The following is a 25,246-nucleotide window of genomic DNA, read 5'->3' as shown; positions in this document are numbered from 1 at the left end:
CAGCCGATCTCGCACCACTTCGGACCGTCTACCACGCCACTGTCGGCCACCGACAGCTGACCCGCCACACAGTGGCGGAGCAGGCGGATCCGCCGCTAACCCGGGCGTGGCGTCTCCCGCCGAGGGACGGATGGGCGTACCGTGGAGCGCAACGCCCCGGGTGGCCGGCTCGTGGCGTACGGCCAGCGAAGCGGGACGGAGGCAACGCGATGCGCCCAGTACGCTTCGTCGCCCTCTCCGAGGACGGCCAGGCCCTGGTGCTCGCCGACGAGGTCGGGCGACTGCTCGCCCTGCCGTTGGACGAGCGTATCGCCGGAGCGCTGCACGCCGAGCCGGGTACGCCCACGCTCGCGGTGGCACCGGCCGCCGCCGACCCGGTGCCCTCGCTGTCTCCTCGAGACATCCAGGCCCGGATCCGCTCCGGTGAGTCCGCTGAGGACGTCGCCCGGATCGCCGGTGTCCCGGTCGACCGGGTGCTCCGCTACGCCGGGCCGGTGCTTCAGGAGCGCGCGATGCTCGCCCAGCACGCCCGGCGTACCCGGCTCAAGGGTGCCGAAAAGCCGACGCCGCTGGCTGAGGTGGTCAACGGCCGGCTCGCGCAGCACGGGATCGACACCGAGAAGATCTCCTGGGACGCGTGGCGGCGCGACGACGGCACCTGGCGGATCGTCGCGACCTGGCCGTCCGGCAAGGCCACCGCCCAGGCGGTCTGGGATCTGGACAAGACCCGGCAGTCGGTCGCCCCGCACGACGACATGGCGCAATATCTCTGCGCCGAGCGTCCGACGCCGATCCTCGGCCAGGAACCCGCACCGGAGCGGGGCGGCCACGCCCTGCCCGGCCCCTCGCGCGGCGAGCCGAGCCGCGGGGGGCACGGGCTGCCGTCGCCTGCCGAGCCGGGGCGCTCGGGGCGTGACCCGATCCGAGCCGGCCGCGACGCCCTGCTCGCCTCCCTCGACCGGCCCCTCGGCGCGACTTCGGGCCGTGGTCTCGAACCGCGCTCACCGGCCGCTCTTGCCGGCGGCCCGGACGCCCAGCGCCAGCGGGCGGTCGCGGGGGGCGCTGCGGCGCTGCTCGGCGGCGGTCAGGGCTCGGCCTTCGACGACGACGCGGACGCACCAAAGGAGGTCCCGGCGGTGCCCTCGTTGGCGGTGCTGCGGCCCCGCCGGACGAACGCGCCGGCCGCTGGTGGCACCGAGTCCGGCGAGGCCGGCGGCAAGCCGCGCAAGCGTCTCCCCAGCTGGGACGACGTTCTCTTCGGCAGCGGCCCGGCGGCCCGCGAGTCATCCTGACCCGCGGGCCCCGCGCCCGCCCACGCCGCCGCCCCTTGTGGATTCAGAGGGGCCAGGCGGCGAGCCGGTGGTAGCTCGCCGGGGGTCCGGGCCGGCTGTGCACCAGCACCAGCACCAGCTCGTCGGCGGCCCAGGGCGGCCCGAGGTAGGCGTCGAGCGTGGCCAGGTCCGCCTCAATGTCGGCGTGCGGCAGCCGGTCTCCCGGGCGCGCAATGGTCAGGTGTGGTCGGAAAGGTCTCTCGTCGCCGGGTAACCCCGCCGTGGCCAAGGCGACGCGCACGGCACCGGCGAGGGCCCCCAGGCGGGTGACCTCGCCGCGTACGTCGACCCAGAGCACGGTGCCGCGGCCCCAGCCGAACCGGCCACCGCCGCCCAGCCGCAGTACGGGCGGACCGCCCCGCCCTTCGCCCACCGCGGCACCGCCGCGCGCATCGCCGACGGCGTCACCGAGAACCTGCCGCACATCGTCCAACCGGGCCGGGTCGACCTCGCCGAGGAAGGCGAGGGTGAGATGAGCCTTGGTCGGGTCGACCAGCCGGACGTTCGTGCCGGCAGCCGAGGCCGCCGCCAGCCGCAGCCCGGTCACCTGCGCGGTCAGGTGCGCAACGGCATCGGCCGGCGGGTAGATCGCAGTGAAGAGTCGCACCTGTCACAGGGTGGCAGTCAGAGCCACCGCTCAGGTTGCTCGGGGCGGGCGGCCGGCAGCCGTAGGCCGGCGGCGTCCAACTCGGCCTCGACGCGTACCCGTTCGAGCTGCCGGTCCAGACCGGACAACTCGGCGAGATGCTCGGTGATGCCCAGCGCCTGGCAGGCCAACCGAAGCCGATCGTCGTACGCGTGGAGCACGTCGCGGTGCCACACGACCGGTCTGCTGCCGCCGGCCCGATCCCGACGCAGACACCGCAGGTCGGCGGCGATCTGCTCCAGCGGCCGCCGCTCCGCCCGGTCGAGCGCGTCGAGGTCGACCCGGTCGGCGACCGCGACCGCGTCGGCGGCCTCGTTCAGCCGGGCTACCAGGCACCGGTCGCGGCGCCGCTGCCGCCACCCGCCGTACCGACAGGTCAGCCGGTCGACGATCTCGTCGGTGCAGACGGCCAGCGCGATCAGCACCGGCACGAAGACCACGGCGGCCAGCGCCACGGCCAGGAGCACTATGCGTAGGACCTCCACCCATCGAAGCTATGCCGCTGCATAGCGTCACGTAAGCGATTTTCCGCATTCCGGGGCCAGGTGGGTGGTGCGGCAGGCTGGCGCGACGGTGAGCCGACCCGCCGACCGGTCTGTGCTCACATTTCGGTGACGTAGAAGCGGGGCAGCGGCAGGATGCGGAACCGCAGTCGAGCACCCGCCCGGCGCAGCTGCCAGGCCAGCGCCAGCAGCGCGGTGGTCAGCGAGAGCAGGCCACCGGCCCAGATGCTGGCACCGGCGCCGAAGGTCTCCGCGACCCAGCCGATGATCGGCGCGCCGACCGGGTTGGTGCCGAGGAACACAAGCACCCACAGCGCCATCACCCGTCCACGGAAGGCGGCGTCGGTGCCGAGTTGCACCCGCTGGTTCGCCGCCTGGGCGAAATAGACCATGAAGAAGCCGGTCGGTGGCAGCAACGCGACCACCATCCAGTACGCCGGGGCCAGCCCGACGAGCGTGCCGAAGGTGGCGCAGCCGATCGCGGCACCCAGGACCAGCCACACCGAGGGGCGGCTCCGCCGCCCGGTCCCGGCCAGCGCGCCGATCAGCGCGCCGACCGCAAGCGTGGTGCTGAACAGGCCGAACGAGGCCGCCCCGGTGTTGAAGACGGTTTTGGCCAGGGCCGCCAGCGTCAGCTGGAAGTTGAACAGCGACATCCCGATCACCGACATCACCACCATCGGTAGCAGTAGATCGGGACGGCGGGCGACGTAGCGCAGCCCGTCGAGCACGGTCGCGGCGGCCCGCTCGTCGCGCGGTGGCAGCGGGTCGCGGTGCAGCTCGGTCGGGCGCATCCGGATCACCGTGACCAGCGGCGCGATCGAGCTGAGCGCGGTGACGAGGAAAACCGGCCCGACGTCGAAGAGGGCGATGGCCAGGCCGGCCACGGCCGGGCCGACGATCCGGGCCGAGTTGAACACGGCCGCGTTGAGCGAGAGCGCGTTGGGCAGCAGCGCCGTGCCGACCAGTTCGGAGACGAACGCCTGTCGTACCGGGGTCTCCATCGCGTTGGCCACACCGAGCAGGGCGGCGAAGACGAAGACGTGCCAGAGCTGAACCAGATCGGTGAGCACCAGCACGCTCATGGCCAGCGACAGCACGGTCCAGAACGCGTTGGCGATGAAGAGGAGCATCCGCTTGTCGTACCGGTCGGCGAGCCGGCCGGAGAGCAGCGTGAGCAGCAGCACCGGGGTGAACTGGAGGGCGACGACCACGCCGAGCGCGGTGGCAGAGTCGCCGGAAAGCTCGAGGACCAGCCAGTCCTGGGCGATGAACATCATCCAGACACCGATCAGCTTGACCAGTTGCCCGAATGCGAAGAGCCGGTAGTTGCGGACCTGTAGGGACTGGAACATCGTGCTCAGCCGTGCCTGCACTCTTGGTGCGCCTCCTCGCGGTCGTACGCGTCGTCAACGACGGACGGCACGGCGCGGGGCGCACACCCGGTGTGCGCGGCGTCAGGCGCGGGAGATTCGCTGAAGGATCTCCGCAGCCCGGTGCAGGGTCTCCCGGTCGGGGTCACTCAGCTCGGCCAGCCGGCGGGCCAGCCACTCGTCCCGGACCCGCTCGAACTGGTCGAGCACGGCCCGGCCCCCCTCGGTCGTCGCGAGGATGACCTGCCGGCCATCGGTCGGGTGCGGGGTCCGCTGCACGAGGCCACGCTCCTCCAGCTTCGCGACGATCTTGGTCATCGTCGGTGGCTGCACCCGTTCGACGTCGGCGAGTTCCCGCGGCGTGAGCGCGCCCGCCAGCCGAAGACTGGTGAGCGCGGACAGTTGGGTGACCGTGAGGTCACCAACCGGCCGGGCCTGGCGGACCCGCCGGTTCAACCGGGTGATCGCATCACGCAGCTGAAGGGCCAGCTGCGCCGGTGGCATGCTCTGAGCCGTCACCGTCCGCTCCGTCACGATAGTTAGCCTAACTAATTAGCCGACCGGGCCGCAGCGGATATGACCATGCTCACCCCGACGTACCTCCTGCTCCGGGCCGGGGGTGCGGATCACGTCAGACGGATCACACACCCCCGGCCCGGGCGGCTGTCAGAAGAGCAGCGCCTCGATCGGGCCGCGCAGGAAGTACACCACGAACAGCGCTGCCACCGCGTACAGCAGCGGGTGGATTTCCCGGGACTTGCCCTTGGCCAGCTTGATCACCACGTACACGATCAGGCCGGCCCCGATCCCGTTCGAGATCGAGTAGGTGAACGGCATCAACACGATGGTGAGGAAGGCCGGGATGGCGATCTCGTAGTCGGACCAGTCGATCGTGCGTACCGCCGTCATCATCAGGAAACCGACCACCACCAGCGCGACGGACGCCGCCTCGAACGGGACGACCACCACCAGCGGCGCCAGGAACATGGCCAGCAGAAAGAGCACGCCGGTGACCAGGTTGGCCACTCCGGTCCGGGCACCCTCCGCGACACCGGCGGCACTCTCGATGTACGACGTGTTGCTGGAGACGCTTGCCGCACCACCGCTGGCCGCCGCGATCGAGTCGACTAGCAGGATCTCCCTGGTGCGCGGCGGGGTGCCCTGCTCGTCGAGCATGCCGCCCTCCTGACCGACGGCCACCATGGTGCCCATCGTGTCGAAGAAGTCGGTGATGAGCAGGGTGAAGATGAACATCAGCACGACCAGCCAACCGGCCCGCCCCCACGAGTCCAGCACGTTGAACTGACCGAGCAGGGAGAGATCCGGAACGTCGAACGGGTTGCTCGGCAGCGTCGGAACGTTGAGCGACCAGCCCTTCGGGTTCGGCACACCGTCAACGAAGGAGGGGCCGATGTTGCCCACCGCCTCCACCACCATGGCCAGCGCCGTGGAGGCGAGGATGCCGACCAGGATGGCGCCCTTGACCCGGCGTACCACCAGCACCAGGGTCACCAGCAGGCCGACCACGAAGACCAGCATCGGCCAGCTGACGAGCTTGCCGCCGATGCCGAGACCGACCGGGACGGTGGTGTTGGCATCGTCCGGAATCCGCCGGACGAAGCCGGCGTCCACCAGGCCGATGATGGTGAGGAACAGACCGATGCCGACACCGATCGCCGTCTTCATCTGGGTCGGCACCGAGCGGAACACCGCCGTCCGCAGCCCGGTCAGCACCAACACCGCGATGATCAGACCCTCGATCACCACCAGGCCCATCGCGTCGGCCCAGGTCATCTCGGGCGCGATCTCGTACGCCACCAGGGCGTTGACGCCGAGCCCGGCAGCCACCGCCAGCGGGAAGCGGCCGACCACGCCCATCAGGATGGTCATCAGACCAGCGACCAGGGCGGTGGCCGCCGCGATCGCTGGGATCGGCAGGGTCTGGTTGTCACCATCGACGGCGCTGCCGAGGATGAGCGGGTTGAGCACCACTATGTACGCCATGGTGAAGAAGGTGGCCAGGCCGCCGCGTACCTCGCGGGTGAGCGTCGAGCCGCGGGCCGAAATCTCGAAGTACCGGTCGAAGCCGTTGCGCGGCTGGCTCGAACCGGGTGGGGTGCCGTTGTCGGGCGGCGCTACTGCCATCAGGAACCTCACAGCGGATCATCGGGTTGTCGCGCGCATCGTCGCAGATGGCCGGCCTGTCGGAAAGCGGCGTCACGTACGCTGGCCGGGTGCCCACCCCGCCACCCCGTCCCGAGCCGCTCGACCCGCCGATGGTGCCGTTCGCCCTCGCCGGAATGGCGGCCTGGGCCGTCGCCGGGCTGGTGCTGCTGCTCTTCCGCGACCGGCTGGTCGCCAGTGGCCACGAGAACTGGCTCTGGATCTGCCTCGCCGGATTCCTGTGGGGCTTCCCCGGTCTGGCGGTGATGATGCGGCACGACGCCAACCGCCGTCGCCGTCGCGCCGCAGGTTGATCCGACGGGCGCCGGCCACGGTCAGGAGTGCCCGTACGGCTCCGCCGGCTCGCCGCTCTCCACGGACCCGGCGGCACGGCTGACCGCCATCGGCTCCACCGCGCTGTCGTCGTAGACGGTGGGCATCTCGTCGACCGTCGTGTCGGCCTCGACAAGTGTCTCCGAGTGGGCACCGCAGCCGTGGTCGGCGCTTACCACCCGGCCGTCGTCCGGCGCGTAGAAGTTGCCGCAGACACCGAAGCACTGCCGCAGCCTGCCCGCGAGTGGCAGGTAGAAGCCGCAGGTGCCGCAGCGGGCGGCGGCGGGTGCGGAGGCGGAGATCGGCGCCGAGGGGCCGTGATCGCCGTCATACCAGCGTTGGGCCGTCTCGATCCGCCCCTCCCGTGACATCACCCGGGGCCGGCCCAGCCCCAGCTCCCAGACGGTCTCCTCGACCGCCGGGTCGTCGGAGAGGAGATAGCCGGGCTGGAGCCGCTCGTCGTCCGACGGGGTCGGCAGCAGGTCGCCGGGGCCGAGGTCGCCGGGCTTCAGTCGCTCCTGCCACGGCAACCAGCCGGGGGCGAGCAGCGCGTCCGGCCCGGGCAGCAGGACCGTCTCACAGATCGTCACCGTACGGCTGCGCGGCACCCGGGTCACGGTTACCGCCCACCGCCAGCCGCGATAGCCGGCCAGCCGGCACTCGAAGTAGTGCGTGACGAGCCGATCTCCCTCGGCGACGACCTGGAGGTGGTCGCCGACGTCGTCGGGGCCCACCTCGGTGATGCCGGCGCGCGCCACCTCGACGGCAGCGGCGCAGACCTGGTCAAGGCGGGCGGCACGGGCGGAAGCGGGCCTGGTCACCCGACCATTGTTCCCCATCGGGTGGGTGAGCCGTGAGGCACTCCCCAGAGGTGTTCTCCGGCGGTGGCGCAGCATTGCCCGGGCCGATGGGTCAGGATGGGTGCCATGCCGCTGTTCTCCCGCTCTGAGCGGTCCCTCCTGGGGCGGACCGTCGGCACCGGCATCCGCGCCACCCGGCTGATGCTGCGCGGCTCCCTGTCCAGCGGCCGCTGGGTGACCCGCAGCGCCGCCCGGGCTCGGGCCCGGGGTGCCGGCGGGGAGACCGGCATGGTCCGTCTGTTCGACCTGCACGCGATCTCCTGTGCCGGTGACACGCTGATCGCCATCGGGCTGGCCGGGACGATCTTCTTCAACGTGCCGCTCGGCGAGGCACGGAGCAAGGTCGCGCTCTACCTGCTGGTGACCATGGTGCCCTTCGCGATGCTCGCACCCGTGGTCGGGCCACTGCTCGACCACTTCCGGCACGGCCGTCGCTACGCCCTGGCCACGACCATGTTGGGCCGGGCGTTCCTGGCCTGGTTGATCTCCGACTACATCCACGGCTTCGGGCTCTATCCGGCGGCCTTCGGCGTGCTGGCGCTCTCCCGGGCGTACGGGGTGGCGCGTTCGGCGGCCGTACCCCGGCTGCTGCCGGAAGGGCTCGGACTGTCCCAGGTCGGTGCCCGGGCCAGCGTCTACGGCACGGTCGCGGGTGCGCTTGTCGCCCCGATCGGCCTGGCCGCGTTCTGGTTCGGACCGCAGTGGCCGTTACGGGTCGCATCAGTGATCTTCCTGGTCGGCATGGTGATCGCCCTCCGGCTGCCGCCGAAGGCGGACTCCGAACCGCCGGAACGGGTACCGCGACCACTGCGGGCGCTGCGTCGAGGCACGGACGAACGACCACTGGGCCGGGGCAGACCCGCCGGACGACTGGTGATCTCGACCCTGATCGGCGCGGCCACGCTGCGCGCGGTCTACGGTTTCCTGCTGCTCTTCCTGGCCTTCACCATCAAGGCGGGCGACCTGACCACCGTGGTGTTCGGGCGTGATCTGGGGGACGAGGGATCACTCGGCCTGGTCGGCGGCGCACTGGCCGTCGGCACCTTCCTGGCCACCGCGATCGGTACCCGGTTGCGCATCCACCGCCCGGCCGCCCTCCAGTCCAGCGGCATGGTGATCGTCGCCGGGGTCGGCGTGCTCACCGTGCTCAGCTTCTCGCTGCCGATGGTCGCCCTGCTCTGCGTGGTCACGGCGATGATGAGCGGCATCGCCAAGCTGGCCGTGGACGCCTCGATCCAGGAACGCATCCCGGAACGGCTGCGGGCCAGTTCCTTCGCCCATTCCGAGACGGTGCTGATGCTCGCCTTCGTCGCCGGTGGCGGGCTGGGGCTCGTACCCTTCGACGGCCGGATCGGCATCGCCGTCGCCGGCGGTGTCGGTGCCCTCGCCGCCGCCCGGGGCCTGGTGATGGCCCGGCGGCTCCGGGCCGAGAAGCTGCACGGACGGCCGCTGACCGACGACGAGTTGGCCGCTGAAAAGCAGGCCGAGTCGGAGCGCACCACCGAGGCGGAGCGTGAGTCCACCCCCACGTCCCCCGCCCCGTTCCAGGGTGGACGTGGTCCCGAGGAGCCGGGGATGGCACCGCCGGGCTTCCACATCTATCGCCCGTCCTCGACGATCACCGGTTCCGGTGGTGGCGACGACGAGACGCGGCGCAGCTCACCGGGGTCGCTCACGTGAGCGGTCTGCTCGTGGTGACCGCGGTTCCCGCCGAGGCGGAAGCGATCCAGTCCGGCCTCGCCGACCCGACCGTGGCGGTGCTGCCGGTCGGGGTGGGCCCGGCGGTCGCCGGTGCGGCGACGGCCCGGTTGCTGGCGCTCGCCGAGATGGCCGGCCGCCCGTACCGGGCAGTGGTCAGCGCGGGGGTTGCTGGCGGCTTCGCCGACCGGGTCGCGGTCGGCGACACCGTGCTCGGCACCCGGGCCGTCGCCGCCGACCTGGGCGCGGAGTCACCCGACGGCTTCATTCCGATCGACGAACTCGGCATGCCGGCCGAACTGCTCGGCGGCGGCACGGCCCTCGACGCCGACCCGGCACTGCTCGCCGGCCTGCGGGCCGCGCTGCCGGCCGCGACCGTGGGGCCGGTGCTGACCGTCAGCACCGTTACCGGCACCACCGCCAGCACCGAGGAACTGGTCCGGCGTCACCCGGAGGCGGTGGCCGAGGCCATGGAGGGGTACGGCGTGGCGGTCGCCGCCAGCCAGGCCGGCGTGCCCTTCGTCGAGCTGCGTGCCATCTCGAACCCGATCGGCCCCCGCGACCGCGACGCGTGGCGCATGCGCGACGCCCTCACCGCCCTCACCGCCGCCGCCTCCGCCCTACGCTGACGCGTCAACCCCATCCCAAGATCCGCGCAACTTCGGCGATGTTGCTGATTCTGGCCGAGTTCAGGCAGCAAGATCCGGGATGTTGCCCGGATCTTGGGTGGGGGCGCTGCCGCGCTGGCAGCGGGCCGGGTCGACGGGGTTACGGTGGGGGTGTGGCGCTCTCGCTGGCGATCTCGCCCTGTCCCAACGACACGTTCGTCTTCCACGCGCTGGTACACGGGCAGGTGCCCGGCGCGCCGCCGGTCGAGGTGACGTACGCCGACGTGGACGTCACCAACACGGCCGCCGAGCGGGGCGCGTTCGACCTGGTGAAGGTGAGTTACGCGGCGCTGCCGTGGCTGCTGGAGGACTACCACCTGCTGCCCTGTGGGGGTGCGTTGGGCCGGGGATGTGGCCCGCTGGTGCTCACCCGCACCGACCACGGCGGCGGACCGGAGCGCGACGATCTCACCGATGCCACCGTGGCGGTGCCGGGTGACCGGACCACGGCGTACCTGCTGTTCCGGCTCTGGGCGGCCGGACGGACGCCGCGACGCATCGAGGTGGTGCCGTTCCACGAGATCATGCCGGGCGTGGCCGCCGGCCGGTACGACGCCGGCCTGGTGATCCACGAGGCCCGGTTCACCTATCCCCGACACGGCCTCACCGCCCTGGTCGACCTGGGCGAGTGGTGGGAGTCGGACACCGGGCTGCCGATCCCGCTCGGCGCCATCCTGGCCCGGCGGGGCGTGGTCGACCCGCAGCAGGCCGCCGGCTGGATCCGGGACTCCGTCCAGCGAGCCTGGGCCGATCCGGCGGCCAGCCGGGGGTACGTGCTGGCGCACGCCCAGGAGATGGAGCCCGACGTGGTGGACCGGCACATCGGCCTCTACGTCAACGAGTTCACCGCAGACCTCGGTGAGGCGGGGTTCGCTGCCGTCGAGGCGCTGCTCGGCCGGGCCGCCGACGCCGGGCTCGTGCCTCAGACCTCCAGCTCGCGGGCGACCGCGTGGACCAGCTGAGCGATCTTCTGCGCGGTCCTGCGATCCGGGAAGCGGCCCCGGCGCAGGTCAGGTTGAACCTTCGCCTCCAGCACCTTGATCATGTCTTCGACCAGGCCGTGCAGTTCCTCGGCGGGGCGTCGGCGCAGTTCCGCCACGGACGGCGGCGCGTCCAGCAGCTTCACCCCCATCGCCTGCGCACCCCGCCGGCTGTCCACCACGCTGAAGTCGACCCGCTGGCCGCCCTTGAGATCGGTGACCCCCGCCGGTAGCGCGCCCTTCGGCAGGAACACGTCGCCACCCTCGTCACTGGTGACGAACCCGTATCCCTTGGCCGCGTCGTACCACTTCACTCGACCCGTAGGCACCTGAGAACCTCTGCTTCGCTTGAACCGTCTACTGCCTCAAGGCTAGCCGGATCATCCCGTCGAGCGCCGCTGGGAATCCGGTGAGATCCGCAAGCACCGCCGCCGCCCCGGCGGCACGCAGCTCGTCGGGGGTACACGGGCCGGTGGCCACCGCGATCCCGGGCACCCCGGCCGCAGCGGCGGCCACCATGTCCGCCACGTGGTCGCCGACGTAGTGGGTCGCCCCGTGCGCCCGCAACGCGGTCGCCTTCTCCTCGGCGAACAGGTCACCGGCCAGCTCGTCCACGACCAGCCCAAGATGGTCCAGGTGCAGCCGGGCCAGCCGGCCGATCTTGGAAGTGACCACCAGCACCCGGCCGCCCCGGTCGCGGACCGCGGCGAGGGCCGCCACCGCGCCGGGCAGCGGCACGGTCGGCGTGATCGCGTACGCCGGGTACAGCTCGCGGTAGACGGTCACCGCCTCCTCGACCTGCTCCGGCGGGAACCAGTGGGCGATCTCGGTACGCAGCGGCGGACCGAGCCGGGACACGGCGACGTCGGCGTCGACGGGTACGCCGGTCCGCTCGGTGAGTGCGCGATAGGTCGCGGCGATACCGGGACGCGAGTCGACGAGGGTCATGTCGAGGTCGAAGCCAACGGTCAACGGGGGCATCCTGGAAAGCTACCCGGCCAGCCGGACCGGCCGGGTCGTCCGATGGGCGGGAGTGGCCCCGACCGGGCTAGCGTGGAACGACGATGAGCACCTCACTCGCCGACCACCTGCGGTCGCTGCCCGACGAGTCCCTCGCCGCGCTTCTCCAGCTCCGGCCCGACCTCGTCGTGCCGGTCCCCGCCGACGTGGCCGCCCTCGCCATCCGGGCACAGTCCCGCGTCTCGGTGTCGCGCGCGCTCGACGGGCTGGACCAGTTCACGCTTCAGATCATGGACGCCGCCCGGTTGACCCGTGACCCGGCCGACGGCACCACCTCGGTCGACGGGGTTCTGGCCCTGGCCACCACCGGCCCCAACCCGCCCGCCCCGACCGCCGTCCGGGCCGCCGTCGACCGGCTGCGAGCCCGGTTCCTGCTGTACGGCCCCGACAACGCCCTGCACCTCGTCGGAGGCATCGACGAGATCTCTCCGTACCCTGCGGGGCTCGGCCGGCCGGCGACGGAGCTGGACCCGCGCACGGCCGCGCTCTGCGCGGACCCGGCGAAGCTGCGGCGGACGCTGCTGTCCGCGCCGCCGTCGGCCCGGGCGATCCTGGACCGGCTGGCCGCCGGCCCACCGGTCGGCAGCGTGCCGCCCGGGGCGTTGCAGGCACCAGCGGTCGGCGCGGACGACGACCTGCCGCCGGACGACACGAACGGCGGGGCGCCGACCGGGTCACCGGTGCGTTGGCTGGTCGACCACCGGCTGCTGGTGCGGGTCTCCGGCGGCAAGGGTGGCACCACCGGCATGGTCGAGCTGCCCCGGGAGATCGGGCTGCTGCTGCGCCGCGAGACCGGTCCGCTGGGCCCGTTGAGCAGCAGTCCACCCCGGGTGGCCGCGACGCCGCGCGAGCCGAAGGCTGCCGACTCCGCCGGGGCCGGGCAGACCATGGAGGTGGTACGCCACACCGAGGCGCTGCTGGAGCAGTTGGCCGCCGAACCGGCGCCGGTGCTGCGGTCCGGCGGCATCGGGGTACGTGACCTACGCCGGCTGGCGCGGGCCACTGGGTCGGACGAGTCCACGGCCGCACTGCTGCTGGAGGTGGCGTACGCGGCCGGCCTGACCGGTGAGATGGAGCTGCCCGGTGCCGCCGGTCGGTACGGCGCCGACCAGCAGGTGCTACCCACCGCCGGGTACGAGATGTGGCGTGCCGGTTCGCTGGCTCAGCGCTGGGAGCAACTGGCCCGGGCCTGGCTGACCATGACCCGACAGGTCGGGCTGGTCGGGCAGCGCGACGACCGGGACCGGCCGATCACGGTGCTGTCGGCGGAGGCGGAACGAGCCGGCGCCCCGGCCGCCCGGCGGGCGGTACTCGGCGTACTCGCGGACCTGGAACCGGCGGCCGCGCCCAGTGCCGAGGAGGTGTTGGCGCTGTTGGACTGGCGGGCGCCCCGACGCAGCCGTGGCCGGGAAAACGCGCATCGGGAGGTCCTGGCCGAGGCGGCCACGCTGGGCGTGACCGGGCTGGGGGCGCTCACCTCGTACGGGCGGCTGCTGCTGGCCGAGGCGACGGCGAGCGAGGACGACGCCACGGACGACCCGCTGGGGCTGCGGGCCGACGCCGAGGACGGTGGCAGCGCGATCCGGGTCCTGGACACGCTGCTGCCCGCTCCGGTGGACCACTTCCTCGTCCAGGCCGACCTGAGCGTGGTGGTGCCCGGGCCGCCGGAGCCGGCGCTCGCCGCCGAGCTTGAGGTGGTCGCCGAGCCGGAGTCGGCAGGTGGGGCGAGCGTGCACCGGATCACCACCGGCAGTGTGCGGCGGGCGTTGGATGCCGGCTACTCCGCGGACGACCTGCACGACCTGTTTCGTCGCCGGTCCCGCACGCCGGTGCCGCAGGGGTTGACGTACCTGGTCGACGATGTGGCCCGCAAGCACGGCGGGCTGCGCATCGGCTCCGCCGGGGCGTACCTGCGCAGCGACGACGAGGCGCTGCTGGCCGAGGTGCTTGCCGACCGGCGGGTGGAGGCGCTGGCGCTACGCCGCCTCGCGCCGACCGTGCTGGTGACGCCGTACCAGGGCGGCCGGCTGCTCAGCGTGCTCCGGGAGGCCGGCTACGCCCCGGTGGCCGAGGATGCCACCGGGTCGACGGTGCTGACCCGACCGAAGACCCGACGGGCACCGGCCAGGGTGTCGGTGGCTACCCGGGCGCTCGACCCGCTCGCCACCCCACGCCTGCCACTGCCGCGCCTGCTCGGCGTGGTGGAGCAGATCCGGCGGGGTGACGCGGTGGCGCGGGCGGCCCGCCGGGCTCCGGCGGTGGTGCGCGGCGCGACGTCGGACGGGCCGGTTCCCGCGCACAGTCACCACGACGCCCTGGCCGTGCTCCAACAGGCGGTACGCGACAAGGCGCTGGTCTGGGTCGGCTACGTCGACGCGCACGGGGCAACCGCGTCCCGGCTGGTGCGGCCCGTCTCACTCGGCGCGGGCTACCTGCGTGCCGAGGACGAGCGCACCGAGATGCTGCACACCTTCGCCCTGCACCGGATCACCGCGGCGGTGCTGGAGAAGTGAGGTTCAGCGGCGACTGCGCCGCACCGACCCGACGATCGCCACGATCAGGAGCAGGGTGAACCCGGTGCCGGCCGCCTCGCCGACCGAGTCGACGAAGCCCTGCTGGAGCACCAGCCAGCCGAACAGGAACCAGCCGAACAGGACGACACCGACGATCGCGTACGCGACCACGGTGGCGGTGGAGACGGGTTCGGACGACTCTGCCTGCTCGCGCTCGGGGACAACTTCCTGGTCAACGGTCATGTGCCCTCCCCCGTACGGTCCGGCCCTGGAACGTCAAGGGTGTCACCCTTGACGGCTGTCGGCCAGCACCATCGGGTACCGATCCGACTCTGTCCGTATCCGGGCGGTACCGGCGGCGAAACGGTGGGGTGGGGCGCCGGTACGGCCCCGGGCGCGCCGCTCGCCCCCGTTGGCTTCCACTGCGACGGGAACGGCCCCCGCTTTCCTGGCCCGTCCGGCCGTGGATCGAACGCGCTGCGCACCGGCACCGACCGGCATGACGACCGCGAGGGCGTACGGTGGCCCGTTTCGCGACCCATCGGGCCGCCGACCTCGACAACTCGTCCCCTACTGCTAGACGCACCGAAGTACCGGCAGGGTTGCGCAGGATGAGCACTTTCTCGCCGCCCGCCTGCGCGTGCAACACTGGATGGTCGCCCGGTGGCAGGTCAGCCACCTGCTCCGGCGGCCGGATCAGCCGTACGGACGAGAGGATTCGGCGTGAGTGGTGGACCACTTATCGTGCAGTCGGACAAGACCCTCCTGTTGGAGATCGACCATCCCGACGCACAGTCCTGCCGGATGGCCATCGCGCCTTTCGCCGAGTTGGAACGCTCGCCCGAGCACGTGCACACGTACCGGTTGACGCCGCTCGGGTTGTGGAACGCCCGCGCCGCCGGCCACGACGCCGAGGGCGTGGTGGACGCGTTGATCAAGTATTCGCGGTACCCGGTGCCGCACGCGCTGCTGGTGGACGTCGCCGAGACGATGGACCGGTACGGGCGACTCCAGCTCGCCAACGATCCGGCGCACGGCCTTGTCCTGCGCGCCCTGGACCGGGTGGTCCTGGTCGAGGTGGCCAAGAGCAAGAAGCTCGCCGGGATGCTCGGCAACCGCATCGACGACGACACCATCGCGGTGCACCCCTCCGAGCGGGGGCGGCTCAAGCAGGCCCTGCTCAAGCTCGGCTGGCCGGCGGAGGACCTCGCCGGGTACGTCGACGGCGAGGCGCACCCGATCGAGCTGGCCGAGGCCGGCAAGGACGGTGGTAAGGCGTGGACGCTGCGGTCGTACCAGCGGGAGGCGGTCGAGGCGTTCTGGGCCGGCGGGTCGGGTGTGGTGGTGCTGCCCTGCGGCGCCGGTAAGACGCTTGTGGGTGCGGCGGCGATGGCGGAGGCGAAGGCCACCACGCTGATCCTGGTCACCAACACGGTGGCCGGCCGGCAGTGGAAGCGGGAGCTGATCGCCCGCACCTCGCTGACCGAGGAGGAGATCGGCGAGTACTCGGGCGAGCGCAAGGAGATCCGCCCGGTCACCATCGCCACGTACCAGGTGCTCACCTCGCGGCGCGGCGGCGCCTTCACCCACCTGGACCTGTTCGGTGCCCGGGACTGGGGCCTGGTCGTCTACGACGAGGTGCACCTGCTGCCCGCGCCGATCTTCCGCTTCACCGCGGACCTCCAGGCCCGCCGCCGGCTGGGCCTGACCGCCACCCTGGTACGCGAGGACGGCCGTGAGGGCGACGTGTTCAGCCTGATCGGCCCGAAGCGGTACGACGCGCCCTGGAAGGACATCGAGTCGCAGGGCTGGATCGCCCCCGCCGAGTGTGTCGAGGTCCGGGTCACCCTGACCGACGCCGAGCGGATGGCGTACGCGACGGCGGAGGCGGAGGAGCGCTACCGGATGGCGGCCACCGCCCGCACCAAGCTGCCGGTGGTACGCGCCCTGCTCGACCGGCATCCGGGCGAGCAGACGCTTGTCATCGGCGCGTACATCGACCAGTTGCACCAGCTGGGCGAATATCTCGACGCCCCGATCGTGCAGGGCTCCACCACGAACAAGGAGCGCGAGCGCCTCTTCGACGCGTTCCGCACCGGGGAGATCCGCACGCTGGTCATCTCCAAGGTGGGGAACTTCTCCATCGACCTGCCCGAGGCGGCGGTGGCGATCCAGGTGTCCGGCACGTTCGGCTCGCGGCAGGAGGAGGCGCAACGGTTGGGGCGGGTGCTGCGCCCGAAGGCCGACGGCCGGCAGGCGCACTTCTACTCGGTGGTCTCCCGGGACACCATCGACACCGAGTACGCCGCCCACCGGCAGCGCTTCCTCGCCGAGCAGGGGTACGCGTACACCATCGTCGACGCCGACGACGTCCTCGGCCCGCCCCTCCCCACCGTCGACTGACCGGATCGCCGGCAAGATCCGTGCAACATCCCTGTTGTTGCTGCCTCACCTCGGGGCAGACAAGCAACAACAGGGATGTTGCCGCATCGGAGTCGTCCCTCAGAGCACGCGGGTGACCTGCTCGGCGGCGATGAGCGTGTCCCGGCGGGACGGGTCGAGGTTGGCGCAGAGCACCACCGAGGCACCGGCCGCCAGCGGGGCGAGCAGCCACTTCAGCGGCTGGTCGTGCTCGGCGACGTCGACCAGCAGCCGGTCACCGGCCCGCAGGTCGAGTTGCTCGGCCACCGCCCTGGCGATCGAACCCCACTCGGCGTAGCTGGTGCCGTCCGGGCTGGCCGCGTCGTTCGCGTGCAGCACGGGCCGGTCGGTCGGGGCGACGCCGTGCCGCAGCACCTCCACGGACCAGTCGAGCCAGCCGACCGGCACGTCGACCAAGGGCTGCGGTCCGGTGCCGACGAGGTAGCGGTGCAGCCCGTCCGGTACGTCCTCCAGCCAGTCGTCCAGACGCTCCGGGGTGACCAGGACCGCGTCGTACGGCCGGTCGCCGCCGGGCTCCAGCACCGGCAGCCCGGCGGTGGCGCGTGGCCGGAACGACACCTCAAGCCCCACCGCCCAGGCCCCCAACAGCACCGCGGCGGTACGCCAATGCGGCGGCAGCAGTACCGCCACCCGGCTGCCGGGGATCAGGCCGCAGCCGTCCCGCAGCAGGCCGGCGGCCCGCGCCGACCATTCGCCCAGCTCAGCGGCGGTCATGTCGTGACGCGCACCGGTCCGGTGATCGAGGTGGCTGAGCAGTGGCCCGTCCCGGTCGGCGAGACCGGCGGCGGACGGTACGGGAAGGGCAGCGCGCATACGTACGTCCTACTCCTGCCGCTCGGGCCTGTCGAGGCCGACCCTCCGCCCCGGGCCGGCCGAAGACATGACTGATGGCATTGGTGCGGGGTACCACGGCACCGGGAGAGTCAGAGTCATGACTACTCACGGCGAAGATCGGGCAGCCCTCGACGGCGTCCGGCAGTCGATGCTGCGGCGGCTCGTACCGGTCGTGGCGCTGCTGTTCCTCGCCCCCTGGGCCGCCGAATGCTCGTGGGGTGGTTTCGCCGGCACCGACATGCTGGGCGTGGTGGTCGTCCTGGCACCGATGTACGGGGGCGCGGCGGTGCTCATCCGGGAGGCGGCCCGACGCACGGGCGGCGGCTGGCCGATGATCGTGCTGCTGGCGGCGGGGTTCGGGGTGGTTCAGGCGGGCCTGGTGGACCAGTCGCTGTTCAACCCCGACTACCTGGCCGACACCGAGTTCGCCGAGCTGAGCGCGGCCGACCGCACCCGCGTTCCGGTGCTGGGCATCAGCGCGCAGGAGGCGATCAGCTTCCTCGGTAACCACGTGGCGTTGACCATCTGCGCGCCGATCGCCATCGTCGAGTCGTACCTCTCCCCGGCCCGCCGGCTGCGGCCGTGGCTGGGCGCGCCCGGCCTGGTCGCCGTGACCGTCCTCTACCTGCTGGGCAGCCTGCTCGTCTTCGCCGACGACAGTGGACGCAAGGGGTTCCTGGCCAGCCCCGGTCAGCTCATCGGGGCGACGTCTGTGGTCCTCGCCCTGGTCGCGGTGGCGGCCCTGCCCCGCTGGCGGCGGCGACCACCTCCGGCTCCGGCCGACGCGCCCCGGCCGACCCGTCCGGGCCTGCTGGTGCTGCTCGTCTACCTGGGGGTCAGCATGCTCTCCGGCTGGGTCGGCGTCGCCGTGTCGGTGGTTGTCGTCGCCGCGCTTGTGGTGATGTTGGTCCGGTGGTCGGGACGCACCGGGTGGGGTCAGCGGCACGTGTTGGCAGGTGCCGCCGGGGCGCTGGTCGGGGCGGCCGTGCTGGCCTACCTCGTGCCTCCGTACTCACCGGCGTCACCCACCCAGGCGTTGGTCAGCGACGTGATCGTCAGCCTGCTCGCGATCGCCATGCTCGCCGGGGCGTACGCGCGACTGCGGCGGCACGGCGAGTCGTCACCCGTGGCACCCGCCAGCTGAGCGGATCGCGGCTGTCCTACTCCGGAAGCTCGGGGCCGCCGTCGAGCAGTGGGGCGAGCAGGTCGCCGTGCTTCTCGATCCGGTCCAGCACCTCGCCAGCGGTGTAGGGCTTGGTGGCCGGACGTCGGCCCGCCGCACCGGCGGATACCTCGTCCCAGGTCAGCGGCGTCGACACCGACGGGACGGGCTGGGCGCGCAGCGAGTACGGGGCCACCGTGGTCTTCGCCGCGTTGTTCTGGCTCCAATCGATGAAGACCTTGCCCGGTCGCAGGTTCTTCGCCATCTTCGAGACCACCAGTTTCGGCTGGTCGCGTTCGAGTTCCTGGGCGATGCGCCGCGCGTAGGCCGACACGTCGTCGGCGGGCTGGGTGCCGGAGATCGGGCAGCAGAGCTGCATGCCCTTCTTGCCGGAGGTCTTCGGGTAGGCGGTCAGGCCGTCGGCGGCCAACCGGTCGCGCAGGGACAGAGCGACCTGGCAGCACTGCTTCAGCGCCGCCGGGGTGCCCGGGTCCAGGTCGACCACCATCAGGTCCGGGTGCGCGCCGACCTTCCACTGCGGGGTGTGCAGTTCCAGGGCGGCGAGGTTGGCCAGCCAGACCAGGGTGGGCAGGTCGTCGGCGACGACGTAGTCGATGGTCTCCCGACCCTTGGTGGAGCCCGGCGCCGGCAGCGTCTCGACGCGTACCCAGGACGGGGTGGCGGCCGGGGCGTTCTTCTCGAAGAACGAGCCGCCGGTCACCCCGTTCGGGTAGCGGATGCGGGTCAGCGCCCGGTCCGCCAGGTGCGGCAGCAGCACCGGGGCGATCCGGGTGTAGTAGTCGATCACCTCGCCCTTGGTGAAGCCGGCCGTCGGGTAGAGAACCTTGTCCAGGTTGGACAGCTCCAACGTGCGGCCCTGCACGTCTACCGGGAACCGCTCAGCTGGCATCGTCGACCTCCTCGGCCGGTTTGTCCGGTCGGATCCGCAGGACTCGGGGGAACCGCAGCCGCCCGTCCGGGGTGCGCTGGCCGTACTTCACCTCCACCACGACCCGGGGAGTTACCCAGATCGCGCCCCGGGCATCCTCGCGGGGGACGTCGCCGCTGAACGGCGAGCCGGTGGTGCGCAACGGCTCCAACTCGCGCAGCAGTTCCCGTTCGAGGGCGGCACCGATCCCCCCACCGACCCGGCCCCGGTAGACGAGTCGGCCGTCCGCGCCGGGGACCCCGACCAGCAGGCCACCGATCCGCCGCGCGCCGGGTCGCCAGCCGCCGACCACGAAGTCGCCGGTCACCTCCAGCTTGACCTTCACCCAGTCCGGCGAACGCACCCCGGGCCGGTAGGCCGACTCGACCCGCTTGGCCATCACCCCTTCGAGGCCGTGCTCGCCGGCCGCCTCGTAGGTGGCCGGGCCGTCGGAGAAGACCGGGGGCACCGCCCACCGCGCCGCGCCCAGCGCCAGGCCGTCGAGGGCTTCCCGCCGCCGTGCGTACGGCCAGCCGGTGAGGTCCTGACCGTCCAGCCGCAACACGTCGAAGATCATGTACGTGACCGGTACGGTTGCCGCCAGCCGGGCCGCCTTGGCGGCGTTACGCACGTGCATCCGCTCGGCCAGGGCGGTGAACGAAGGCCGCCCGGCCTGGTCGAAGAGGACCACCTCGCCGTCGAGCAGGACGTCGTCGGCCTGCTCGCTCAGCGGAATCAACTCGGGGTAGGCGGTGGTGATCTCCACACCGGAACGCGCGTACAGGCGTTGCCGTCCGGCGACGATGTCGGCCAGCGCGCGTACCCCGTCCCACTTGAACTCGTACACCCAGTCGGGACCGGTCGGAAGCTGCCCGGTCATCGCGAGCATCGGCTTGAGCGGCGCGCCGGACACAGGACGACTGTAGTAGCCGGCCGAACACCTCGCGTCCGGTTCCCTGTGATGCGAGCATGGTCGATACCGGGGAAGGGAGCGCAGCATGCGAGCCATCTGGAAGGGAGCCGTGTCGTTCGGCCTGGTCTCGATCGCGGTCAAGCTGTATTCCGCGACGGAGGAGAAGGACATTCGGTTCCACCAGGTGCACCGGGCCGACGGCGGACGGATTCGGTACAAGCGGACCTGCCAGGTCTGTGGCGAAGAGGTCAGCTACGACGACATCGCCAAGGGCTACGACATCGGCGGCGGGGAGATGGTCATCCTCACCGACGAGGACTTCGCCGACCTGCCGCTGAGCACCTCCCACGCGATCGACGTGCTGGAGTTCGTGCCGGCCGAGCAGGTCGATCCGATCCTCTACAACAAGGCGTACTTCCTGGAGCCGGAGGGCACCGCGACCAAGCCGTACCTGCTGCTGCGGGACGCGTTGACCGACTCGGAGCGGGTGGCGATCGTCAAGGTGGCGCTGCGTCAGCGGGAGCAGTTGGCCACCCTGCGGGTCCGTGAGGGTGTGCTGCTGCTGAACACGATGCTCTGGCCCGACGAGATCCGTAAGCCGGACTTCGGTTTCCTCGACGAGGACCTCAAGATCCGGCCACCGGAGTTGGCGATGGCCACGTCGCTTATCGACTCGATGGCCGGTGACTTTCAACCGGACGAGTTCAACGACGACTACCGGGCGGCGTTGCAGGAGGTCATCGACGCGAAGGTGGAGGGCCGCGAGGTGGTCCAGCCGGAGGAGGTGGAGGAGGCTCCCGCCGCCGCGGTCGACCTGATGGCCGCGTTGAAGGCGTCCGTGGAGCGGGCCAAGGCGGCTCGTGGCGAGGCGCCGGCCGGCGCGGGCGCCGAACCGACACCGATCTCGTCGGCCCGCTCGGCGCAGAAGAAGGCGGCGGAGAAGAAGGCCACCAAGGCGCCGGCCAAGAAGGCGCCCGCGAAGAAGACCGCCGAGAAGAAGACCACCGCCAAGAAGGCCCAGCCCGCTAAGAAGACCGCGGAGAAGAAGGCTACCAAAACCGCCAAGAAGACCACTCCGCGTAAATCCGCCTGACTGCGCTCCTGGTCGCCCGAATGCCCCTTTGGGCGGTTGCTGGACCACCCGGACTTCATGATCGGCACAGCCGTGCCTGCGGACGTGGGCCATCGATGGTCGGAAGTGCGTCGGACACCAGGTACCGTGTGTCGGCGACGGCTGCCCGTGGCCGGACCCACCCCACACCTCTCAGCAGGGAGTCGAGGACGTGAGCGAGCAGGAGACCAAGGCGCGGCGGCGGCTGGCCGAGCAGTTGGCGGCTCAGAAGGCAGCCGAGGCGAAGCGCCGCCGACAGGCCTGGGCCGGTGCGTTCGCCGGGATCGCCGTCGTGGCAGTGCTGATCACCGTGTTCGTGATCGTCGGCCAGCGCGGTGGTGACGACGCGCCCGAGCAGGCCGCTGGCACTCCCTCCGCCGGTGCGGAGGCGACGAACGAGCCGGGGGCGCCGCCCGCGCCGCAGCTGCCGGAAGGCGCGGACCCGGCCCTGGGCAGCAAGCCGACCGTCACCGCCGGGGAGGGTGAGCTGACCAAGCTGACCGTCACCCCGCTGATCGAGGGCACCGGGCCGAAGGTGCAGGCCGGCCAGTCGATCACCACCAACTACGTCGGCGTCTTCTACGAGAGCGGCGAGGAGTTCGACTCCTCCTGGGAGCGGGGCGAGCCCGCCACCTTCCCGATCGGCGTCGGGCAGGTCATCCCGGGCTGGGACAAGGGCCTGGTGGGCGTGACCGTGGGCAGCCGGGTGCAGCTCGACATCCCGGCCGAGGACGCGTACGGCGACGGCGGCGGCGGTCGCCCGGCGGGCCCGCTGCGCTTCGTGGTGGACGTGCTCGCCGCCGAGTGAGCCCCGAGTCGGGTCGTCCGACAGAACATCGATGCCGTTGACCACAGATGGCTTCCGAACGGTCACCGACCGGCAGTAGGTTCGGCAGCGTCCCGGGCAGTTCGCCCGGGACGCTTGTCGAAGCGACACGGAGGTGCACGTGACGGCAGTGGACGCCGACGGGCGGACCGCCCGGTTGATGTGGACGTATTACGAGCCGGTACACGCCGTCACCTATTTCCACCCACGCGCCCGCGCCGCCTACGGCGCGGCCGGGCTCCGCGGCTACTGGCGGGGTTACTTCGCCGGTCGGGCCGCCCCGCTCGGGCCGACCGGTCCCGCGCCGGTGATCGCCGCTTTCTACAACTTCGCGCCGCACATGGTGAGCCGGGCGCTGCCGGCGGTGTGGCAGCTGGCCTCGCCGGACCAGGCGCTGCGTGCCCGGCTGACCGGGGCGGTGCAGGCGCTCGCCGAGTTGACCTACGAGTTGCCCGAGCGGCACCTGGTGGAGGCCGCCGACCTGCTTGAGGCCGCCACCGACGGGCTCGGGACGGCCGGCCGGGTGCTCGGCGCGGCGAATGCCGCCCTGCCCCGTGGCGAGTACCCGCTGGCTCGGCTCTGGCAGGCCGCCACCACACTGCGCGAGCATCGCGGCGACGGGCACGTGGCGGCGCTGGTCGCCGCCGATCTCGACCCGGTGGAGACGCTGGCCTGGCGGGTCGCGGTCGACATGCCGCCGGCCAATCTGCTCGGCCGGGGCTGGTCGGAGCAGGACTGGTCGCAGGCGCGCGAGCGGCTCACCGGCCGTGGCTGGCTGGACTCCGACGGCAAGCCGACCGAGCGCGGGCGGGCGGCCTTCCAGGCGATCGAGGACGCCACCGATCTCGCCGCCGCCCGCCCCTGGCTCACCCTCGACCCCGACCGCGCGCACCGCCTACGCGAACTGCTAGACCCCATCGCCCGCGCCGCCCACACGGTCATCCCGCCGGACAGCCCCATCGGCCTCCCACCCCTGTCGAGTTGACCAAGAGGTTTGCGTCTGGCTGCTGCGGAATCCCCGACGCAAACTTCTTGATCGACGCGGTGCTGGGTGGGGGTGGGGTGGGGTGGGGTGGTGGGGGTAGTGGGTGGGGGAGGATGGGGGTGTGATGGTGGATGGGGTGGTTTTCGACCTGGACGGCGTGATCGTCGATTCCGAGCCGGTGTGGGAGGAGGTTCGGCGGGCGTACGTCGCCGAGCACGGCGGCAGCTGGCAGGACGACACCCAGCGCCGGCTGATGGGGATGAGCACCGGTGAGTGGGCCCGGTACCTCAGCGACGAGTTGGGGGTGCGACGCAGCGCCGACCAGGTCGCCGCCGAGGTGGTCGAGGAGATGGCCCGCCGGTACGCGGCCCGGGTGCCGGTGATCGACGGCGCGGTCGACGTGGTCCGCCGGATGGCCGCACGGTGGCCCCTGGGGCTGGCCAGTTCCTCGCCGACCCGGCTGATCGCCGCGGCGCTGGCCGCCACCGACCTGACCGACGCGTTCCGCAGCACCCTGTCCACCGAGGAGACCGAGCGCGGCAAGCCGGCGCCGGACGTCTACCTGAGCGTGGCCCGGCGGCTCGGCCTCGACCCGACGCGCTGTGTGGCGGTGGAGGATTCCTCGAACGGGGTCCGTTCGGCGGCTGCCGCCGGCATGACGGTGGTGGCGGTGCCGCACGGGGCGTACCCACTGGATCCGGACGCTCGACGGCTGGCCGTGACGGTGCTGGAGTCGATCGACGAGTTGACTCCGGAGGTCGTCGACCGGCTGGGCTGAACCGCCACCGGGCGGTCCCCGGCCCGCCTACGGTCGGTGACATGAAGGCGATGGTGTACGAGCGCACCGGTGATCCCTCCGTGCTCCAGCTGGTCGATCGGCCGGTGCCGGATCCCGGTCCGGGCGAGGTGCTGGTGCGGGTCGCGGCGTCCGGGGTGAATCCGACGGACTGGAAGTCGCGCCGGCAGGGCCCGTTGCCGGCCGGCTGGCAGACGCCCGGCCAGGACGGCGCCGGGGTGGTCGAGGCGGTCGGCGAGGGGGTCGACCAGGCACTGATCGGCGAGCGGGTGTGGGTCTGGGAGGCCGCCTGGCAGCGGCCCTGGGGGACCGCCGCCGAGTACACCCTGGTCCCGGTCCGCCAGGCGGTACGCCTGGGCGACGCCTCCTTCGAAATGGGTGCCTGCCTGGGCATTCCCTTCCTGACGGCGCACCGCTGCCTGACCGCCGGAGAGTATCTGCCGAACAGCCTGCGCCCGGGTGCGCTCAGCGATCACACGGTGCTGGTGCAGGGCGGGGCCGGTGCCGTGGGCAACGCGGCGATCCAGCTGGCGGCCTGGGCCGACGCCTGCGTGATCGCCACGGTGAGCAGTGCCGAGAAGGCTCAGCTGGCGGCGGCGGCCGGTGCCTCGGCGGTGGTCAACTACCGGGAGCAGGACGTGGTGGAGGAGGTCCACAAGCTCGCGCCCGACGGGGTGCACGCAATCGTGGAGGTCTCGCCCGCGCGCAACGCGGCCACCGACGTACGGCTGCTGCGTCCCGGTGGCGTGGTCTGCGTGTACGCCGACGACGGCGGTGACGAGGTGACGTTGCCGGTCCGACCACTTATGGCACCGAACGCCCGCTGGCAGTTCGTGCTTGTCTACACGATGCCGAAGGCGGCCAAGGCGCAGGCGGTGGTGGACGTCGCGGCGTCCGCCGCGCAGGGCGGGATCCGGGTCGGCGAGGACGCGGGCCTGCCGTTGCACTCCTATCCGTTGTCGGCGACCGCTGCCGCCCATCAGGCGGTGGAGGACTCGGTGGTCGGCAAGGTGCTGCTCAGCGCCGGCGAATAAGCGGTCCGACCTGGGAGTTTTCGCCGTCTGCAGGACAGAGGCGAACAAGTCTCGCAATACTGGCATTGCGGGTCGCCCCGCAAGGAACGGGCGGCCCCGGCGCGGTGCGAACGCCGGGGCCGCCCAC

25 protein-coding genes are annotated in these 25,246 nt (G+C 72.1%); 13 read left to right on the top strand and 12 right to left on the bottom strand.

The genetic code is table 11. The annotated features are described in order from the left end of the window. Positions 1-209: 209 nt before the first annotated feature. The gene (gene sepH / locus ACN26Z_RS04435) at positions 210-1,292 is read left to right on the top strand and encodes a septation protein SepH (RefSeq protein ID WP_282240211.1); all 1,083 of its coding nucleotides are present in this window, start codon (positions 210-212) and stop codon (positions 1,290-1,292) included. Positions 1,293-1,335: 43 nt separating this feature from the next. Here the strand turns inward: sepH and thpR are convergent, their stop codons facing one another. The 5 genes from thpR to ACN26Z_RS04410 form a co-directional block, all read right to left on the bottom strand. Beyond that, on the bottom strand, positions 1,336-1,938 hold the full coding sequence (gene thpR / locus ACN26Z_RS04430) for an RNA 2',3'-cyclic phosphodiesterase (protein WP_421459959.1): 603 nt from the start codon (positions 1,936-1,938) through the stop codon (positions 1,336-1,338). Between the two features lie 17 nt (positions 1,939-1,955). Beyond that, the gene (locus tag ACN26Z_RS04425; RefSeq protein WP_421459957.1) at positions 1,956-2,462 is read right to left on the bottom strand and encodes a hypothetical protein; all 507 of its coding nucleotides are present in this window, start codon (positions 2,460-2,462) and stop codon (positions 1,956-1,958) included. A gap of 116 nt (positions 2,463-2,578) precedes the next feature. Then, positions 2,579-3,856, bottom strand: a complete 1,278-nt coding sequence (locus ACN26Z_RS04420) for an MFS transporter (protein ID WP_282240214.1) — start codon at positions 3,854-3,856, stop codon at positions 2,579-2,581. 81 nt (positions 3,857-3,937) lie between these two features. Further along, positions 3,938-4,387: a MarR family winged helix-turn-helix transcriptional regulator gene (locus ACN26Z_RS04415; protein ID WP_170863417.1), complete on the bottom strand. Its 450-nt coding sequence runs from the start codon at positions 4,385-4,387 to the stop codon at positions 3,938-3,940. A 132-nt stretch (positions 4,388-4,519) separates the two neighbouring features. Beyond that, positions 4,520-5,998: an NCS2 family permease gene (locus tag ACN26Z_RS04410; protein WP_093404218.1), complete on the bottom strand. Its 1,479-nt coding sequence runs from the start codon at positions 5,996-5,998 to the stop codon at positions 4,520-4,522. 89 nt (positions 5,999-6,087) lie between these two features. On the opposite strand from ACN26Z_RS04410, the gene ACN26Z_RS04405 reads away from it, so the two are divergent. Continuing rightward, complete coding sequence (locus ACN26Z_RS04405) at positions 6,088-6,330, top strand: DUF2530 domain-containing protein (protein ID WP_421459954.1); 243 nt, start codon at positions 6,088-6,090, stop codon at positions 6,328-6,330. A 21-nt stretch (positions 6,331-6,351) separates the two neighbouring features. Here the strand turns inward: ACN26Z_RS04405 and ACN26Z_RS04400 are convergent, their stop codons facing one another. After that, positions 6,352-7,188, bottom strand: a complete 837-nt coding sequence (locus ACN26Z_RS04400; RefSeq protein WP_421459952.1) for a DUF3027 domain-containing protein — start codon at positions 7,186-7,188, stop codon at positions 6,352-6,354. Positions 7,189-7,275: 87 nt separating this feature from the next. Between ACN26Z_RS04400 and ACN26Z_RS04395 the strand changes: the two genes are divergently transcribed. From ACN26Z_RS04395 to ACN26Z_RS04385, 3 genes are all read left to right on the top strand, one after another. Further along, positions 7,276-8,889, top strand: a complete 1,614-nt coding sequence (locus tag ACN26Z_RS04395; protein ID WP_421459951.1) for an MFS transporter — start codon at positions 7,276-7,278, stop codon at positions 8,887-8,889. Continuing rightward, positions 8,886-9,536: a futalosine hydrolase gene (locus ACN26Z_RS04390; protein ID WP_282240216.1), complete on the top strand. Its 651-nt coding sequence runs from the start codon at positions 8,886-8,888 to the stop codon at positions 9,534-9,536. Before ACN26Z_RS04395 ends, ACN26Z_RS04390 begins: the two co-directional genes overlap by 4 nt. Before the next feature lie 152 nt (positions 9,537-9,688). Beyond that, positions 9,689-10,537 (top strand): 1,4-dihydroxy-6-naphthoate synthase, encoded by an 849-nt coding sequence (locus ACN26Z_RS04385; RefSeq protein WP_421459949.1) that lies wholly within the window; start codon positions 9,689-9,691, stop codon positions 10,535-10,537. Here ACN26Z_RS04385 and ACN26Z_RS04380 read toward each other — a convergent pair. Both ACN26Z_RS04380 and ACN26Z_RS04375 read right to left on the bottom strand, forming a co-directional pair. Continuing rightward, on the bottom strand, positions 10,498-10,884 hold the full coding sequence (locus ACN26Z_RS04380) for a cold-shock protein (protein WP_093404122.1): 387 nt from the start codon (positions 10,882-10,884) through the stop codon (positions 10,498-10,500). The genes ACN26Z_RS04385 and ACN26Z_RS04380 overlap by 40 nt on opposite strands. Before the next feature lie 28 nt (positions 10,885-10,912). Further along, positions 10,913-11,536: an HAD family hydrolase gene (locus ACN26Z_RS04375; RefSeq protein ID WP_093404120.1), complete on the bottom strand. Its 624-nt coding sequence runs from the start codon at positions 11,534-11,536 to the stop codon at positions 10,913-10,915. A gap of 83 nt (positions 11,537-11,619) precedes the next feature. On the opposite strand from ACN26Z_RS04375, the gene ACN26Z_RS04370 reads away from it, so the two are divergent. Further along, the gene (locus ACN26Z_RS04370; protein WP_282240218.1) at positions 11,620-14,088 is read left to right on the top strand and encodes a helicase-associated domain-containing protein; all 2,469 of its coding nucleotides are present in this window, start codon (positions 11,620-11,622) and stop codon (positions 14,086-14,088) included. Positions 14,089-14,091: 3 nt separating this feature from the next. On the opposite strand, the gene ACN26Z_RS04365 is transcribed toward ACN26Z_RS04370, so the two are convergent. Continuing rightward, entirely contained in the window at positions 14,092-14,331 is a 240-nt protein-coding gene (locus ACN26Z_RS04365) for a hypothetical protein (RefSeq protein ID WP_421459946.1), read from the bottom strand. Between the two features lie 480 nt (positions 14,332-14,811). Between ACN26Z_RS04365 and ACN26Z_RS04360 the strand changes: the two genes are divergently transcribed. Further along, positions 14,812-16,491, top strand: coding sequence for a DNA repair helicase XPB (locus tag ACN26Z_RS04360; RefSeq protein WP_210937468.1), 1,680 nt, complete (start codon positions 14,812-14,814; stop codon positions 16,489-16,491). A 99-nt stretch (positions 16,492-16,590) separates the two neighbouring features. Here the strand turns inward: ACN26Z_RS04360 and ACN26Z_RS04355 are convergent, their stop codons facing one another. Beyond that, the gene (locus ACN26Z_RS04355) at positions 16,591-17,343 is read right to left on the bottom strand and encodes a TIGR03089 family protein (RefSeq protein WP_421459943.1); all 753 of its coding nucleotides are present in this window, start codon (positions 17,341-17,343) and stop codon (positions 16,591-16,593) included. Between the two features lie 118 nt (positions 17,344-17,461). On the opposite strand from ACN26Z_RS04355, the gene ACN26Z_RS04350 reads away from it, so the two are divergent. Continuing rightward, positions 17,462-18,508, top strand: a complete 1,047-nt coding sequence (locus ACN26Z_RS04350; RefSeq protein WP_421459942.1) for a hypothetical protein — start codon at positions 17,462-17,464, stop codon at positions 18,506-18,508. Between the two features lie 16 nt (positions 18,509-18,524). Here ACN26Z_RS04350 and ligD (ACN26Z_RS04345) read toward each other — a convergent pair whose 3' ends face one another. Then, positions 18,525-19,436 (bottom strand): non-homologous end-joining DNA ligase, encoded by a 912-nt coding sequence (gene ligD / locus ACN26Z_RS04345; protein WP_421459939.1) that lies wholly within the window; start codon positions 19,434-19,436, stop codon positions 18,525-18,527. After that, on the bottom strand, positions 19,426-20,367 hold the full coding sequence (ligD, locus tag ACN26Z_RS04340; protein ID WP_421459938.1) for a non-homologous end-joining DNA ligase: 942 nt from the start codon (positions 20,365-20,367) through the stop codon (positions 19,426-19,428). Before ligD (ACN26Z_RS04340) ends, ligD (ACN26Z_RS04345) begins: the two co-directional genes overlap by 11 nt. Before the next feature lie 85 nt (positions 20,368-20,452). Here ligD (ACN26Z_RS04340) and ACN26Z_RS04335 point away from each other — a divergent pair, with 85 nt between their 5' ends. The 5 genes from ACN26Z_RS04335 to ACN26Z_RS04315 all read left to right on the top strand — a co-directional run bounded on the left by ACN26Z_RS04335 (position 20,453) and on the right by ACN26Z_RS04315 (position 25,119). After that, a complete protein-coding gene (locus ACN26Z_RS04335; RefSeq protein ID WP_282240223.1) occupies positions 20,453-21,460 on the top strand; it encodes a Ku protein in 1,008 nt (335 codons plus the stop codon). A 190-nt stretch (positions 21,461-21,650) separates the two neighbouring features. Next, positions 21,651-22,286 (top strand): FKBP-type peptidyl-prolyl cis-trans isomerase, encoded by a 636-nt coding sequence (locus ACN26Z_RS04330; protein WP_232511223.1) that lies wholly within the window; start codon positions 21,651-21,653, stop codon positions 22,284-22,286. Positions 22,287-22,464: 178 nt separating this feature from the next. Beyond that, positions 22,465-23,289: an SCO6745 family protein gene (locus tag ACN26Z_RS04325; protein WP_421464523.1), complete on the top strand. Its 825-nt coding sequence runs from the start codon at positions 22,465-22,467 to the stop codon at positions 23,287-23,289. A gap of 124 nt (positions 23,290-23,413) precedes the next feature. Next, complete coding sequence (locus ACN26Z_RS04320) at positions 23,414-24,067, top strand: HAD family hydrolase (RefSeq protein ID WP_093404104.1); 654 nt, start codon at positions 23,414-23,416, stop codon at positions 24,065-24,067. A gap of 41 nt (positions 24,068-24,108) precedes the next feature. After that, on the top strand, positions 24,109-25,119 hold the full coding sequence (locus tag ACN26Z_RS04315) for an NADPH:quinone reductase (protein WP_421459935.1): 1,011 nt from the start codon (positions 24,109-24,111) through the stop codon (positions 25,117-25,119). Positions 25,120-25,246 lie beyond the last annotated feature (127 nt).

The sequence above is a fragment of the Verrucosispora sp. WMMD703 genome (genome assembly GCF_049178935.1).
Taxonomy (GTDB): Bacteria; Actinomycetota; Actinomycetes; order Mycobacteriales; family Micromonosporaceae; genus Micromonospora; species Micromonospora sediminimaris.
Note: the sequence above shows the minus strand (reverse complement) of the source record. Positions and strands in the feature narration are given on the sequence as shown.

What these genes read in the sequence shown, in the direction of transcription:
- ACN26Z_RS04325 (WP_421464523.1), top strand. Translation starts at nt 22,465, where the DNA reads ATGTGGACGTATTACGAGCCGGTACACGCCGTCACCTATTTCCACCCA.
- sepH (WP_282240211.1), top strand. Translation starts at nt 210, where the DNA reads ATGCGCCCAGTACGCTTCGTCGCCCTCTCCGAGGACGGCCAGGCCCTG.
- ligD (WP_421459939.1), bottom strand. Translation starts at nt 19,436, where the DNA reads ATGCCAGCTGAGCGGTTCCCGGTAGACGTGCAGGGCCGCACGTTGGAG.
- ACN26Z_RS04400 (WP_421459952.1), bottom strand. Translation starts at nt 7,188, where the DNA reads ATGGGGAACAATGGTCGGGTGACCAGGCCCGCTTCCGCCCGTGCCGCC.
- ACN26Z_RS04315 (WP_421459935.1), top strand. Translation starts at nt 24,109, where the DNA reads ATGAAGGCGATGGTGTACGAGCGCACCGGTGATCCCTCCGTGCTCCAG.
- ACN26Z_RS04375 (WP_093404120.1), bottom strand. Translation starts at nt 11,536, where the DNA reads ATGCCCCCGTTGACCGTTGGCTTCGACCTCGACATGACCCTCGTCGAC.
- ACN26Z_RS04320 (WP_093404104.1), top strand. Translation starts at nt 23,414, where the DNA reads ATGGTGGATGGGGTGGTTTTCGACCTGGACGGCGTGATCGTCGATTCC.
- ACN26Z_RS04350 (WP_421459942.1), top strand. Translation starts at nt 17,462, where the DNA reads ATGACTACTCACGGCGAAGATCGGGCAGCCCTCGACGGCGTCCGGCAG.
- ACN26Z_RS04395 (WP_421459951.1), top strand. Translation starts at nt 7,276, where the DNA reads ATGCCGCTGTTCTCCCGCTCTGAGCGGTCCCTCCTGGGGCGGACCGTC.
- ACN26Z_RS04335 (WP_282240223.1), top strand. Translation starts at nt 20,453, where the DNA reads ATGCGAGCCATCTGGAAGGGAGCCGTGTCGTTCGGCCTGGTCTCGATC.
- ACN26Z_RS04355 (WP_421459943.1), bottom strand. Translation starts at nt 17,343, where the DNA reads ATGCGCGCTGCCCTTCCCGTACCGTCCGCCGCCGGTCTCGCCGACCGG.
- ACN26Z_RS04410 (WP_093404218.1), bottom strand. Translation starts at nt 5,998, where the DNA reads ATGGCAGTAGCGCCGCCCGACAACGGCACCCCACCCGGTTCGAGCCAG.
- ACN26Z_RS04370 (WP_282240218.1), top strand. Translation starts at nt 11,620, where the DNA reads ATGAGCACCTCACTCGCCGACCACCTGCGGTCGCTGCCCGACGAGTCC.
- ACN26Z_RS04365 (WP_421459946.1), bottom strand. Translation starts at nt 14,331, where the DNA reads ATGACCGTTGACCAGGAAGTTGTCCCCGAGCGCGAGCAGGCAGAGTCG.